Source organism: Streptomyces sp. DSM 40750 (assembly GCF_024612035.1).
In the GTDB taxonomy this organism is placed as follows: Bacteria; Actinomycetota; Actinomycetes; order Streptomycetales; family Streptomycetaceae; genus Streptomyces.
Genome location: NZ_CP102513.1, coordinates 6,229,438 through 6,243,557, shown reverse-complemented (window position 1 = coordinate 6,243,557; position 14,120 = coordinate 6,229,438). Strand labels below are relative to the sequence as shown.

9 protein-coding genes and 1 pseudogene are annotated in these 14,120 nt (G+C 69.8%); 7 read left to right on the top strand and 3 right to left on the bottom strand.

What is annotated here, in order from left to right:
- Nucleotides 1–244: 244 nt before the first annotated feature.
- Nucleotides 245–5,365, bottom strand: coding sequence for a Tat pathway signal protein (locus JIX55_RS27845; RefSeq protein WP_257565998.1), 5,121 nt, complete (start codon nucleotides 5,363–5,365; stop codon nucleotides 245–247).
- A 362-nt stretch (nucleotides 5,366–5,727) separates the two neighbouring features.
- On the opposite strand from JIX55_RS27845, the gene JIX55_RS27840 reads away from it, so the two are divergent.
- A complete protein-coding gene (locus tag JIX55_RS27840; RefSeq protein ID WP_257569504.1) occupies nucleotides 5,728–7,656 on the top strand; it encodes a glycoside hydrolase family 127 protein in 1,929 nt (642 codons plus the stop codon).
- Nucleotides 7,657–7,669: 13 nt separating this feature from the next.
- Here the strand turns inward: JIX55_RS27840 and JIX55_RS27835 are convergent.
- Nucleotides 7,670–7,801, bottom strand: a pseudogene (locus tag JIX55_RS27835) (tyrosine-type recombinase/integrase); the annotation flags it as partial.
- Between the two features lie 179 nt (nucleotides 7,802–7,980).
- On the opposite strand from JIX55_RS27835, the gene JIX55_RS27830 reads away from it, so the two are divergent.
- From JIX55_RS27830 to JIX55_RS27805, 6 genes are all read left to right on the top strand, one after another.
- Nucleotides 7,981–8,568 (top strand): hypothetical protein, encoded by a 588-nt coding sequence (locus JIX55_RS27830; protein ID WP_257565997.1) that lies wholly within the window; start codon nucleotides 7,981–7,983, stop codon nucleotides 8,566–8,568.
- A gap of 631 nt (nucleotides 8,569–9,199) precedes the next feature.
- Entirely contained in the window at nucleotides 9,200–9,862 is a 663-nt protein-coding gene (locus tag JIX55_RS27825; RefSeq protein ID WP_257565996.1) for an HdeD family acid-resistance protein, read from the top strand.
- A gap of 127 nt (nucleotides 9,863–9,989) precedes the next feature.
- Entirely contained in the window at nucleotides 9,990–10,484 is a 495-nt protein-coding gene (locus JIX55_RS27820) for a hypothetical protein (RefSeq protein WP_257565995.1), read from the top strand.
- A 48-nt stretch (nucleotides 10,485–10,532) separates the two neighbouring features.
- Nucleotides 10,533–11,351, top strand: a complete 819-nt coding sequence (locus JIX55_RS27815; protein WP_257565994.1) for a YhjD/YihY/BrkB family envelope integrity protein — start codon at nucleotides 10,533–10,535, stop codon at nucleotides 11,349–11,351.
- 142 nt (nucleotides 11,352–11,493) lie between these two features.
- On the top strand, nucleotides 11,494–11,961 hold the full coding sequence (locus tag JIX55_RS27810; RefSeq protein WP_257565993.1) for an SHOCT domain-containing protein: 468 nt from the start codon (nucleotides 11,494–11,496) through the stop codon (nucleotides 11,959–11,961).
- 30 nt (nucleotides 11,962–11,991) lie between these two features.
- Complete coding sequence (locus JIX55_RS27805) at nucleotides 11,992–12,480, top strand: DUF7144 family membrane protein (protein ID WP_257565992.1); 489 nt, start codon at nucleotides 11,992–11,994, stop codon at nucleotides 12,478–12,480.
- A 171-nt stretch (nucleotides 12,481–12,651) separates the two neighbouring features.
- Here JIX55_RS27805 and JIX55_RS27800 read toward each other — a convergent pair whose 3' ends face one another.
- Nucleotides 12,652–13,989 (bottom strand): hypothetical protein, encoded by a 1,338-nt coding sequence (locus JIX55_RS27800; protein WP_257565991.1) that lies wholly within the window; start codon nucleotides 13,987–13,989, stop codon nucleotides 12,652–12,654.
- Nucleotides 13,990–14,120 lie beyond the last annotated feature (131 nt).

The following is a 14,120-nucleotide window of genomic DNA, read 5'->3' as shown; positions in this document are numbered from 1 at the left end:
CCGTTGCGAGCGGCAAGGCCGAGCGAGCAGAGCGAGATAGGCGACGTCCAATCCCTCGCCGACTCTGAGTGCGGGGGATCTTCCGCAAGGTCACGTCCACGGCCGTGGTGTACGGGGCCGTCACGAGGCCCGCGCCCGCGTCGCGCCCAGGGCTGCGCCGGAACGGCGGTGCGCCGGAACGGGCCGAGCCCCTGGCCGTGGTGCGGTCCGGGGCTCGGCTCGGTGTGCGGGGAGCGTCAGCGCGTCAGTCGACCGCCTCCACTCTTACGTCGTCGACGCGGAACGTGCCGGACGAGCCACGGAAGCCGAGCTCGATGGCCACGTTGTCCACGCGGGCGTCGTCCACGGTCGTGCAGGTGCGCTCGAAAAGCTTCCACTCTCCGTCCGGGGTGTCGCCCGCGGGCAGCCAGGTGCGCTGCTCGGTGCCGATCCGTGTGCCTCCGTCACGGGAGGTGACGAAGTAGTACGCGCCCGCGTTGGCGCCCGGCACGTAGTCCTTCAGCTGGTACCAGAAGGAGACCTTGTACGTCTTCCCGGGCTCCGCGGTGATGGGTGACGCGCCGTGCCTGAGGCTGTTGAACTGCTGGTTGTAGGCCGCGTTGCCGGTGGTGTCGGTGCTGGTGAAGGAGAGGGAACGGTCACCGGTGCGCCCGTGGTCCTCCTCGACGGCCAGCGTGTACGGGCCACTGCCCACCTGCTGCCAGATGTCGCAGTCGGCGGCCTCGAAGCTGTCCGTGTAGGGCAGCTTCACGTCGCAGGTCTCGATCGGGGTCACCTTGACGTCGTCCACCCGGAACCGGCCGGACGAGCCACGGAATCCGAGCTCGACAGCGATGTTGTCGACCGCGGGATCGTCCACGGTCGTGTAGAGGCGCTCGAAGTACTTCCACTGCCCGGCCGGGGTGTCGCCCGCGGGCAGCCAGGTGCGCTGCTCGGTGCCGATCCGGTTGCCCGCGCTGCGCGAGGAGACGAAGGAGTACGCGCCCACGTTGCGGCCCGGCACATAGTCCTTCAGCTGGTACCAGAAGGACACCGCGTACGCCTTGCCCGGCTGGGCGGTGAACGGCGAGGTGCCCTGCTTGAGGCTGTTGAACTGCTGGTTGTAGGCCGCGTTGCCGGTGGTGTCGGTGCTGGTGAAGGAGAGGGAACGGTCACCGGTTCGGCCGTAGTCCTCCTCGACGGCCAGCGTGTACGGGCCACTGCCCGCCTGCTGCCAGATGTCCGGCTCGGACGCCTCGAAGCTGTGGTGGTGGACGGCCACCAGCAGGTCGTAGGCGTCGTACACCCGCTTGATCAGGGCGGACTCGTCGGCGTCCGGCTGCTTGCTGTCCTCCTCGACGGCGTCGACCACACCCGTGAACCGGGCGAAGCTGCGCGTCGTGTAGTCCTCGGCGGGCAGCGCACGGGCCTGCTCCAGGACCGAGGCGAGCGACTCCCCCGTGATCACTGCCGGTTCGGCGGTGACCGAGGTGGTCCCCTCGACCGTGCGCGCGACGACCTTGTAGTACACCTGACCGCCGTAGACGGCGTCCTTGAAGGACCGGGCGTACTCGTCGTCCAGCAGCTTCCTCCAGCCTTCGCCGCCCTCGCGCGGGTCGGTGGCCGCGGTCTCGGCGTCGGAGGTGCGGTACAGGTCGAAGGCCACGGCCGCCTTCGGCTTGGTCCAGGTGACCGTGCCCGACCGCTTGCCGAAGGTGCCGTCGGCGATGACCGTGTCGTCGGTCAGCGCCTCGGTGGCGACCTGGGTGAACGTGGCGGCCCGGTCCGCGGCGACACCGGCGTGGACCACGTCCACCATCGGCACCGACGCCTCACCGGCCTTCTTCCAGTGCACCCCGTCCGGAGAGACCATGGCCAGCACCCGGTCCGACCGGGGCAGCCGGACCAGCTTGACGTACGGGTACTCCGCGACGGTGTAGCCCTTCAGCTCCTCGGTGAACGGGCTGCGGGTGATGCCGCCGGCGCCGGTGCCCCCGGGGTTGCCGGTGCCGATGTCCGAGCGGGTGTCCAGGCTGCGGTGGCGCAGCGACAGCGCGCCCTCGGCGTCCGCGCCCAGGTAGACGTAGCGGCCGACCTTGTCGGTGGTGTCGCGCAGGATCACGCCCCGCACCGCGCCGTCGCTTTCGCGGGTGTCCGAGAGCTTCGCCGAGACCGTCGTACCGCCCTGGACCAGCCTGCTCACCTGGGTGTAGGCGTCCGGGTGGAACCGGTCGGTGTGCACGGTGTCATCGCCGCCGCCGAAGCCGTCACCGGCCGCGCCCTTCACGGTGATCGTGTCACCGCTCACCGAGACGGTTCCGCCGTCGGCGTCGCCGATGGTGTCGTCCCGCCAGGCGCCGTCCCGCAGTGCCGCCGTCGTACCCGGGGTGACCTCGGCCTTCACCGGGCGGGACGGCCGGCCCTCGCCCTGGTCGTTGACCGGGACGACCCGGTAGTAGAAGGTGCCCTCCGCCCCGCTCGACAAGGGCACCTCGTCGATGTGGCTGACGCCCTTCACCGTCTTCTTCACCGTGTCGTACGGGCCGCTCGCGGAGGTCGCCCGCTCGACGGTGTACGAGGTCGCCCCCGCGGCAGGCGCCCAGGTCAGGCCGACCGCCCGCGAACCGGGCGTGGCCACCGCGACGTCGACCGCCGAAGGCACCTCCGGCACGGCCTTGTCGGTGCCGAGGTCGAGCACCACGGCGCTGAACGAGGACACCTCCACCGTGCCCGCGTCGGAGACGGACAGCTCCTTGCCGGAGACCAGGTCACGGACCTTGCTTCCGGAGAAGCCCGCCGGCAGCTTCACCTTGAACAGGCGCGCGTTCTCATACGCCTCGCGGGTGGTGTTGACCGCCGTGAAGTACTGGCCGTACCGGCTGGTGAGCAGGTCCGGGTAGCCCGAGTACGGGGTGTCCTGGCGCCAGTTGTCGCGCTCGACCGTGCCGACGCCCGGCTGGTGGGTGACCGGGATCAGCTCGCCGGCCATCGCCAGCGGACGGTCCGGTTCGGTGAAGCGGTCGAAGAACATCGGGTGTTCGCCCGAGGCGGCGCGCAGGTAGTACTCCTCGGACCGGAAGACGCCCTGGGTCTGCAGCTGGACCAGCTGCTCGTGGCCGCCGTACTGCGCGTGCAGCCGCCCGTTGCCCAGGTAGCCCCTGGCACGTTCGACGAGGTTGCCGAACAGGTGGGTGTCCCCGTCGCGGACCGACACCAGGAGGTTGTCGATGTCCACCCAGGCGAACGTCCGGTCCTGCTTGTCGCGGTCGATGCCGAGCCTGGTCAGTTCCTCGTCGGTGTACCGGTCGAGGTCGGTGTGCGGCAGGACGACGCCGGCGCCGGTCTGCTTGAACCGCTCGTAGGAGCCGCGGCCCCCGGTGAGGTAGGCGTAGGTGCGCGGCAGCCGCAGGTCGTACCTGTGGTTGGTGAGAACAGTGGCGAAGTGCGGGAAGTACTGATGGTCCGCCAGCTGCTGCTGGCTGTATCCGACGGCCTCACGGGCGTAGCGCCAGTACGGCGCCCACTCCTCACTCGCGTACGCGGCCGCGTTGTCGGCCATGTACTGCTCCAGCGAGGCGTGCAGCAGGCCGCGGCCGCTGCCGGTGTCCGTGCCGTAGGCGATCTTGCCGGGGTAGGCGGTGTTGCGGTCGTCGATCACCTGCTGCATGTACATGATGCGGTTGCCGTCGGCGTCCGTGCCCTGGTAGCGGGTCTGGCCGCGGGCATGGAGGTTCCGCAGGGCGAGCTTGAGGATCTCGTCGTTGAGCTTCTCGTCACCCTTGTGGTCGAGGGTGCGGAAGAACCATGAGGGCAGGTAGTTGGTGGATTCACCGTAACTGCCGACGTAGCCGTTCTCCCGGGTCAGACCGGCGGTGGTGACACCGGTGTAGTGCTTGCCGTACGGCAGCCGGCGCACCACCTCACCCTCGGCGTCGAGCTTGCTCCTGGCCAGGCCCTTCATGACGATCTGGAGGTAGTCGTCGGTGAAGACGGCGTTGCGGTCGTGCCGGAAAAGCGAGTGGTAGAGGTCCAGTTTCCCGCCGTCCGGGCCGACGAGGACCTCCTCGCCGAGGAACGGAACAAAGCCCAGCGACTCGCCGGCGATGGCGTGGCTGCGCTCCTTGCCCTCGTAGAACCCGGAGCCGATGACGCGCAGGCCCTCATGGGCCTTCCAGGCGCCCTCGTAGGTGTACAGCACCTGGTTGTAGATGTAGGAGAGCCGGGAGCGGGCGAAGTCGAAGTTGGCCTTGAGCACGCGCTCCCAGGCCTCGCCGCGGGTCAGCTCGCCGCCCTTGAAGTCCACGCCGGCGATGGTGTTCTCGCCGTCGGTGGTGCCGGTCCCGAAAGGCTCGTCGAGGAGGTCGGCGAACTTCTCCGTGCCGTAGACGCCGTCGTCGGCGATCAGGTTCTCGACGATGTAGAGGGCCTCGCCGAGAGCGCCGTAGTAGCCGCCCCAGTCGGACTGGTGGCCGCCGTTGCCCAGGCTCTTGACGTTGCCGTAGTAGTTCCTGGTGTGGTTGTCGATGGACTTGAAGATCCGCTCCAGCGCGGCTCTCTTCTCCGCGTCGGTCTTCGCCGGTGACCAGTCCGTCAGCAGGGTCTCGGCGTAGAAGCGCAGGTCGTCCTTGTAACGGACGATGGACATGGCGGAGGTGTCGCTCGCGTCGGACTGCGCGGACAGTTTGTCGAACAGCTCGATCTGGGTGGTGCGGAAGCCGTCGATCCGCTTCTGCTCCTCCTCTGCGGAGAGCGCTGGGGCCGCCTTGGTGCCGGCCTCGTAGCCCGTGTCGTCACCGTCGGCCAGGGAGATCTTCGGGCTGGTGTGGGTGATCGCCTGGTAGTAGCGGCGGGACTCGCCCTTCGCGGTGTCCGTCAGGCCCGAGAAGGTGCGAACGATGATCTCGACCTTGTCGTGCCCTTGGGTCGAGGCGAGCGGCAGCATCGTGGTGGCGAAGAAGAACCGGCCTTCCAGCGCCTTCCCGGTGCCGGCGCTGATGGCCTCGTAGTCACCGTTGCTGCGGTAGTTGGCCTGCTCGCCGTTCACGTACACGACGGTCGAGTACGGCGACGCGTCCTCGCCCCAGAACTTCAGGCTGAGGTAGTTCTGCCGGGCGGGATCGACCGCGGCCGTGAAGACCAGGTCGCCCAGGTGGCTGCCGGCCGGCGAGAGCGGCTGCGCCACCCGCGCCTTCTGTCCGCCCGCGCCGTCCACGACGGTCGTGGACTTCCCGGTGAAGCCGTGCTCCTTCTCCGAGGCGGTATCGCCGAATGTCACCACATCAAGCCGGTCACCGGCGGCATGGTCCTCCGCGGCTGCCGCGATCGATGCCGGGCTCAGCCCCATGACCAAAGGCACGGCGCACAGCAGCGCCACCATTCTTCGCATGTACCGCCCCGGGCCGGGGCGCGCTCTCCCTCGCACGCCCGCGAAGGGCCTGCTGTGTGCTGATGACATCGCTGCTCTCCTCCAAGCCCGGAAAGCTGATCACCGAACGTCCTCGAACGGTAAACGCTTTCTGCAACTGGCCGGAAGATACGCACATAAGGATCGGAGGGGAAGCCTCCGGGCACGCCTGAAACTTTCACTCGCCCACCGACCCGGGTGCGAGCCGTGACTCTCACCCACGGGCCGGTTCGTCGGCCCGACGCGTGGAATCCGATGGCCCGCCGCTTCTCTTGCCTAAGCGCACGGAGTCGCTCTAGCGTGCGGTAACCGTTTTCCGCCTTTCTCGCTTCTCGGAGGCTCAGCTGCACACGCCACCCACCGGACCGGTCCACCCTGGCGCGAACTCGGCCGCGGTCCACCGTCCCGCCGCCGTCGCACGCATCACGGACGGCTTCTGGGCGCAGCGTCGCCGGACCAACGCCGAAGTGTCGCTTCCGGAAGGCCCGCAGCGGCTGGAAGACTCCGGAAATCTCGCCAACCTGCGAGCAGCCGCGGACGCGGGTATGGCACCGGCGTTCTCGGGGGACTTCCAGTTCCAGGATTCCGACGTCTACAAGTGGCTGGAAGCGGCCTGCTGGCAGCTGGCAGACGCGCCGGACCCCGATCTCTCCGACGAAGTCGCCCGGATGGTCCGGCTCATTGCCGATGCCCAGCTGGAGAACGGATACCTGCAGACGTATTACCAGCTCGGCGGCGGCGAGCCGTGGACCGAACTCGGCTGGGGGCACGAACTGTACTGCGCCGGCCACCTGATGCAGGCCGCAGTAGCCCATCATCGGGCGACGGGAAGCCGCGACCTGCTGGACGTGGCCGGCAGGTTCGCCGACCACATCGAGTCCGTCTTCGGTCCCGGCAAACAGGTCGACGGGGTCTGCGGCCACCCCGAGGTGGAGACGGGACTCATCGAGCTCTACCGCACCACGGGCGACAAGCGGTATCTGGAACTGGCCCGCTACTTTCTGGAACGGCGCGGGCACGGCGTCCTGGCCTCGGGCGCCGACCGCGGCCATGACCGGGACCCGGGGCCGGAGTACTGGCAGGACCACGCCCCGATCCGCGAGGCCCAGGAGGTGACCGGGCACTCCGTGCGCCAGCTCTACCTCCTCGCGGGAGCCGCCGACCTGGCGACCGAGACCGGCGACGTCCCACTCCGGCAAGCGCTGGAGCGCCTTTGGACCGACGCGGTCTCCACCAAGACGTACCTCACCGGAGGGATGGGCTCGCGGCACGACTGGGAGTCCTTCGGGGACGCCTACGAACTTCCCGCCGACCGCGCGTACACCGAGACCTGCGCCGCCATCGCCTTGGTCCACTTCAGCTGGCGGATGGCGCTGCTCACCGGCGAGGCCCGCTACTCGGACCTCGTCGAACGCACCCTCTACAACGGCTTCCTCGGTGGCGTGGGCCTGGACGGGCGCACCTGGCTGTACGTCAATCCGCTGCAACGGCGGGCGCGTCCGCACGAGCGCCCCGGCGACCAGGCCTCCCAGCGCACGCCCTGGTTCCGCTGCGCCTGCTGCCCGCCCAACGCGATGCGCCTGCTGGCCGGCCTCCCGTACTACTTCGCGAGCGCCGACGACAGCGGCCTGCAACTGCACCAGTACGCCACCGGCGCGTACGCGGAAGACGGCTTCGCGGTCCGCGTGGCCACGGCGTACCCCTGGCACGGCACGGTCACCGTGACCGTCGACGACGCCCCGGCCGAGGAACGCACCCTTTCCCTCCGGCTTCCCTCCTGGTGCACACGGTTCGGGCTGACCGTGAACGAGACACCCGGGCTTGAGCAGCCCGAGCACGGCTGGCTCCGCATCACCCGGGCCTTCCGGGCGGGCGACACCGTCCGGCTCGAACTTCACCTGCCGGTGCGCCTGACCCACCCCCACCCGTATGTCGACGCCGTACGCGGATGCGTGGCCTTGGAGCGCGGACCGCTGGTGTACTGCCTGGAGGAAGCCGACAACCCCGGAGACCTCGACGGTGTCGTCCTCGACTCCTCCACGGCACCCACCGTCCGAGAACGCCCCGACCTGCTCGGCGGAGTCACCACCCTCGTCGCCTCCGGTCGACGTCTCACACCGGACGGCATCGGTTGGTGGCCGTATCCCACGGACCCCGCCCACACCCGACAGGCCGACCAGTCGCAGCCCGTCGAGCTGACCGCCGTCCCCTACTACGCCTGGGCGAACCGGGGCGACGGCGCCATGCGCGTGTGGATACCCCAACGGAGCTGACCAGGCGGATGGTGACGGCGCCATCGAGCCCGGCGGCGACCACCCGATGCCGCTCCTCGTCGGAGTGCTGACAGATCAGCGCCGCCTTCTCGGAAGACTGACGCGCACGAACCATCGTGTCCTTGAGGGTGGCACCGGAGCGCGTGATCCAGAACCACGATTCAACCGTCGCCGACAGGAACGTACGTATCGCTGCGGCAGAGCTTCTAGCTGCTCACCCTGGGCCGGCGGAGGTCGTTCGACCCGGGCCACGGCGAACCGCGCAACGGTCGGCGTGTCCGGAGAGTCGTACCCGCCGTGACCGAAGCATGTACACAGCACAGCGTGAGGTTGTCGCCCGCCGTCTCCACGACAGCCGGCATCGGGAGCCTGGCACTCGCCGCCGTGGCGAGCTGGAGCAGCCTCCTGCTGGTGGTGCAGGGGCGGGTGGTCCCCGGCTGGGGTGTGAGTGCGACTCTCCTTGTCGTCTCACTCCTTCTCCGATGGGCCCTCACCCAGGTGGGCCGCCCGACGGATGCTTCGAGGCACCCGCGGGAGCCGGCCAGGTGGGCCCGGCTGGGGAGCAGTCTGTTGATCGCCACGGCAGTGCTCGGCACCGCATGGGGAGCGGTGGACGACTTGACCTCTGACGCGGATTACCGCGTGCTGCGCCCTGCGGGACCAGGGGGCTGCACGGCCGTGGTGCGGGAGACGTCCTTTCTCGTGATCGGCAATGGCGAGGTGTACGCGGTGGGGCACACCGGCCTCGCCTTGGGCGAGTCGGGATCCTGGACGGTCGACGATGGTTACCGGCCCATCGACGCAGGCGCCTACGAACTCGACTGGGGGCGGGACGGCGGTCGACTGTTGCTCAGTGGCACGAGCACCGATCCGATCCTCCGTGGGGGATCGGTCGACATCGACTGCGGGTAAGGCTCCGGACCACCATGCCCACTCAGCCCACAGTCCGGGACGAAGGGAGCGTGCCAGAACCATGCCGGGGTGCGGGGAACCACGGGGATGGCGGGGACCAGGTCGTCGGCCAGTCAGGCCCAGGAACGGGTCCACCGCAGGTCAGCCCGGCGAGCATTCCCGTGGAGAACCCAAGCTCCCCCAGCTGAGAGGGCATCCGGCGTCCAACTGCTCTGCGACAGATTCGCCCGCGCCCTCCAGAAGGAGGGATCCCGGGACCAGTTGAGCCAGTCCGTCAGACGGTTCACAGCGGCTTCGAACGCCTCATCGGCGCCCGGGTTCACGGAGGAGCGGCCGACGCCGCCGGTGCCCGTCCGGACCGGACCGGGTGCGGTCCGTCCGGGCAGTGCTCGGATCGCTCATCTCATGTCTCTTCTCATGTCTCTTCGTTCCGTCCGGCCGGAAGGCCGATGGGACAGGCGCCTGGAGATTCCCACCTCACCGCCACGGCGGCGTGGGCGGATCACCCGTGGTGGGTGAGCCCGGCACCCGGTGACAGGCGTGACCCTGGAGCGGTCAGGCATAGCGCTCCCTCGGACACCGCCCCGTCGGCGGTCCGGGAGCGACCCGCTCGATCGCGCGAGGAGGAGCCATGACCATGTCGCGTGATCCGGCGCCGCCAACCGGACCAGAACCCCCTGCCGTCGGGGCGGCCCCCCGCCCGGTGAGTGATCCCGCGGATGTGCTGGCGCAACTGGGCCGCTCGTGGACCTGGATCCTGGGCTCGGCGGTCGCGACGGTGGTACCGGGCGTCCTGGTGCTCGTCTGGCCGGAGGAAACCCTGCACGTCCTGGCAGTCCTCATCGGGCTGTACCTGCTGGTGACCGGGGCGTTCCGGTTCGTGGCCGTCTTCGGCCGGGAGGAGCACGGTGAACGGCTCTCAGGGCTGCTCCTGGCCGTGCTGTACTTCCTGGCCGGGGTTCTGTGCCTGCGGAACCCGCTGCAGACCATCGCCGCCCTCTCGCTGATCGTCGGCGTCGTCTGGCTCGTTTCCGGCATCCTCACCCTCTACACGGCCATCGCCGCCAAAGACCTGCCGCATCGCGGAGTCGTCCTGGGCGCCGCGGTTCTCGGCATCGTCGCGGGAATCGTGGTGCTCGCCCTGCCGACGGAGTCGGCCCGCGCCCTGACCCGGCTGCTCGGCCTGTGGCTCGTCCTGCTCGGCCTCGCTGAGGCGGCGGTAGCCCTCGCGTGGCGGGCCGCGCTCCGAAAGACGCACACCACGGGGCCGTACGCCCCCGCCGGGACGGTCTGACACCGCACCCGCCACTCCGCCGCGACGGGCGCACCCGGACAACCCGGACCCGTGCGGTCGCCTCCACCTCCGTCATCCCGAGCGGCGACCGGGGCAGCCGGGGCGGCGCACCCCGGAAAGGAGCACCATGAACCCGGCCGACGTCGCGCTGGTCGTGGTCCGACGGGTCTGTCCGGACTCGTTCCCGCCCACGGCGCTGCCCACCGACGCGGCCGCGGCGATCTACGGCACGTTCGTCCGGTTCCCGCGCGCCGGCACGCGCACTCTGCTCGTCGTCACGGTGATCACCGCAGTGGTCGCGTATCCGTACGGTCCAGGACATCCCGCCCGCGCCGTCCGCACGACAGTGGAACGGGGCACGACGACCACCGCCAGGGCGCTTGACCGCGTGGGAGTGCGCACCGGCGCCACGGGGCGCCGGCTGTCCGGCCACCCGAAGTGGACAACCACGGGTGTCATCGCGGCGGGAGCCCTGGCGCCGGTGCTCTGGAACCATCCCCCGGTGGGGGCGATGGCGCTCGTCCTCTGTATCGACCTGGCCGCCGTCCTGCTCCTCGTGGCGGTCCTCGCGGCCATCTCGGGCCCGGCGGCCGGGCATGAGGACCGGGCGGCGGCCCCCTGAGCCATGGCCAGGAAACCCGGCCCCGCCCGCGCGTCCCACAGACGCACGGTGGTGGATCGAGTCCTGGCAAGCATGCGGTCCGGTCCGGTGGCCCGGCTGCTTCCCCGCCTGGTGGCGCTCAACGTCGTGGAGGGCTCCGTGAGGCTGGCCGCGCAAGCCTTCCTCACCGCGCTCCCGCTGCTGATGACCGTCGCGGCGTTCGCCCCCGAAGGGGTGCAGGATCTGCTGGCCGACTCCGTCCGTGCGGTTCTGGGGGTACGGGGCGACACGCTCGACGAGGTACGCCGTACCTTCTCGGCCACCGGCACACCACGGGACGCCGTCGGAGCTGTGGGCGTGGTGGTGACCCTGGTGTCCGCGACGGCATTCAGCCGGGCGCTCCAGGCGGTCTGCGAGCGGTGCTGGCACCTGTCCCGCACACCGGTGCGGGCCGCGATCTGGCGCTGGCTGCTCTGGCTGATCGTCTGGCTGGGTGTCCTCCTGGTCCAGGCGCCGCTGCGCAGCGGACTGGGCGTCGGCGCGGTGACCGGATGGGTTCTGTCACTCCTGTCCTCGACGCTGCTGTGGTGGTGGACCCAGCATCTTCTGCTGGGCGGCAGGATCGGCTGGCGGAACCTGCTCCCGGGAGCGCTGCTGGCGGGCACGGGCACAGTCGTACTGAGCTGGGCCGCCGGTCTTTTCGTGCCCACGGCCATGGAGCGCAGCCTCCAGGAGTTCGGACCGCTGGGGCCCGTCTTCACGTTCCTGTCCTGGTTGATCGCCGTGTTCCTGGTGGCGGTCTCGGGCCTCGCCCTCGGCGAGTACGTCGCCTCCTCCCACTGGTACCGGGCAGCCGCCGCGCCCCGCCGTAAGCGGGCCGAACCCTGACCTGCCACAGGAGCGCGTCCATCGAGTGCCGGGCCGCCCGCAGGCTCACCCGCGCCGGGTGAAGCCACCCGGCCCCGGCCGTGCCCACGCTGAGGACAGCACGCAACGGCGGCCGGGCGAGCGCCCGGGACGGAGGAGAGACATGAGCACGCAGACGTACCTCGCGTACGACTACCCCATGCTGAGCATCTTCTGGAGCATGCTCTTGTTCTTCCTGTGGATCATGTGGTTCGTCCTGCTCTTCCGCATCGTCGTCGACATCTTCCGCGATGACGCGATGAGCGGGTGGGCGAAAGCCGGCTGGCTGGCGTTCACCGTCCTGCTGCCCTTCCTGGGCGTCTTCGTCTACGTGATCGCCCGCGGCAAGAACATGGGCCGCCGGGAAATAGCGCAGGCCCGAGCACAGCAGGAAGCCTTCGACGCCCACATCAGGGAGGCCGCGGGCGCCACGGGCGGGCCCAGCAGCATCGACGAGCTCGCCAAGCTGTCCGAGATCCGCGCCCGCGGCGACATCACGGACGAGGAGTTCCGCAGGGCCAAGGAACTGGTCCTGACCGGCCACGGCCCGGCGGAGCACACCGGCTCCACCGCCCGCACCCCCGGTCGCTGAGCATCCGGACAACACGAATCGAGGCGCAAGATGACCGCGACATACACCAAGCCGGCACACACGGCGAAGCAGGAATGGGCAACCGGCCTGACCGCCTTCGCGGCAGTGATGCTCTTCCTCGTCGGCCTGCTCGACATCTTCCGGGGCATCATGGCGATCGCCGAGGACGACATCTTCGTCACGACGCGCCAGTACGTGTTCGAGTTCGACCTGACCGGCTGGGGCTGGATCCACCTCGCCCTGGGCGCGGTCGCCGTGATCGTCAGCATCGGGCTGCTCAAGGTCTCGGCGTGGGCGCGCGTCGTCGGCGTGGCCATCGCCGGGCTCGTCATCATCGCCAACTTCCTCTCCCTGCCGTACTACCCGGTGTGGTCGGTCGTGATGATCGCGATCTCGGGCTTCATCATCTGGGCCCTGTGCGTGGTCCGGCGCGACAACCTCTTCGACCTGTCCGAGGAACGTCCGGTGTCCGAGGAGCGCCCGCCGCAAAGGGGCTCGTATCCGCGCGGGCCCGCATGAGCGCACCGCACACCGAAGGGATCCGTGCCCTCGGGGTGGCCTGTCGCTGATCGCGCCGCAGGCCGTCCTCGCCCCGTACGCGACGTCCGGCATGCTGTGGGCGGCACCCACAGGGCCTGCCTGTCCCTGGCCCTGTGGGTGCCGGCCGTCGCGACGGCGCGTGGCGATTCCTCAGGTAGCGGTGTTGGCCCGGGATTCGGTGGCGGCCGGTGCGGAGCCGGTGTCCAGGAATTCACGGAGCGCGAAGCCCACCAGCACGATGACCGTGGTCCACACCACGACCGTCGTGGTCGGGTAGTCCCAGGTGAACAGGACGATCGCGGCGACCACCAGGATCGCGGCCCCGATCCAGCGCTTGAAGCGGTGTACGAACCGCCCGACCGCCCCCAGTCGAAGCCCTCCGGAGACCGCCACGTCGCGCAGGGCGCCGATGCTCCTGCGGCAGCCGTCGCGGACGAGGACGGCGATCCGGGACGGGCCGCTGAGGAAAGCGCCGACGGCGGTGATGAGGGCGACGGCACCGAGCGCCCGTACACCGGCGCGCAGGAACTTGATCAGCGCGTCGTACACCGCTCCGGCGGCGGCCGGTGACGCGCCGGAGGGCAGATGGTCGAGGTAGACGTCACGGAACACGGTGAGTGTGATCCCGAGGAGCAGCATGGCCGCGAACACCGCCAAGGCGGCCCCGATCAGCGCGTGCCGGCGGTTGAACGCGGTGTACACCCCGGCCGCGGCCACCAGCAGGGCGATGACGGGCAGCCAGCTGCCCATGATCTCCAGGACTCTCATATAGGTCTTGATCTTGCCGATGTCCTTCGACTGGACCACCACGAAGTCCGTGTGGACCTCCGGGATCTTCGCGGCCACTCCGAGGCCGGCGCTGACCAGCCGCTGCTTGACCTCAGCCACGATCGGTGCCACGTCGATGGCCACCTGGTCGTTCTCCAGCGAGACCGCGCTGTCGGCTTCGCCCGTCAGGGCCTTGTCGACGGCCGAGTGCACCCTGCGGTTGGCCTCCACCCAGACCGTCTCGAAGGCACTGCTGGTGACCACCCGCTCCACGGTGCCGCTGACCAGCTGCTTCAGACCGCTCGTGATCGGCGCGTCGAGGTTGCCGACCAGCTGGGCCGCCTGCGGCGGCACGCCCGTCTCCGACACGGCGTCCTGCAACTGTTTGACCAACGCGTCCACGTCGATCTGCGCCAGGACCACGTTGGTGACCCTGTCGGTGACCGCCTTCTGCACAGCCGGATCGGACGCCAGCGGCCCCACCGTGGCGACGTAGCGGTCCGTGTCCCGCACGATGCTGTTCGCCCAGACCGCGATGACGGACAGCAGCGACAGAAGGGCCGCCAAGAGGATCAGCAGGACGGAGCCCGTGGAACGGAAGGGGTGATGCCGTGCCGCCCGCGGGCGCGCGCCACGCTCCAGGGCACCCACGCGGTGCCGTAGTTCGTCCAGTTCACTGCGCTCCCGGTTCGAGAGCGGCTCGTCGCCAGTAGGGGCCATGGACACCAGGAGATCCGTGCGATGCCGAAGGCGCGACCCGTGTGCGCCCGACGGGTGAACCGCGCACGACGTGCGGCCGCCCCGGCGCGGTGATGCAATGACATGGGAAGCCGGTCTCCGGGAACCGGAAT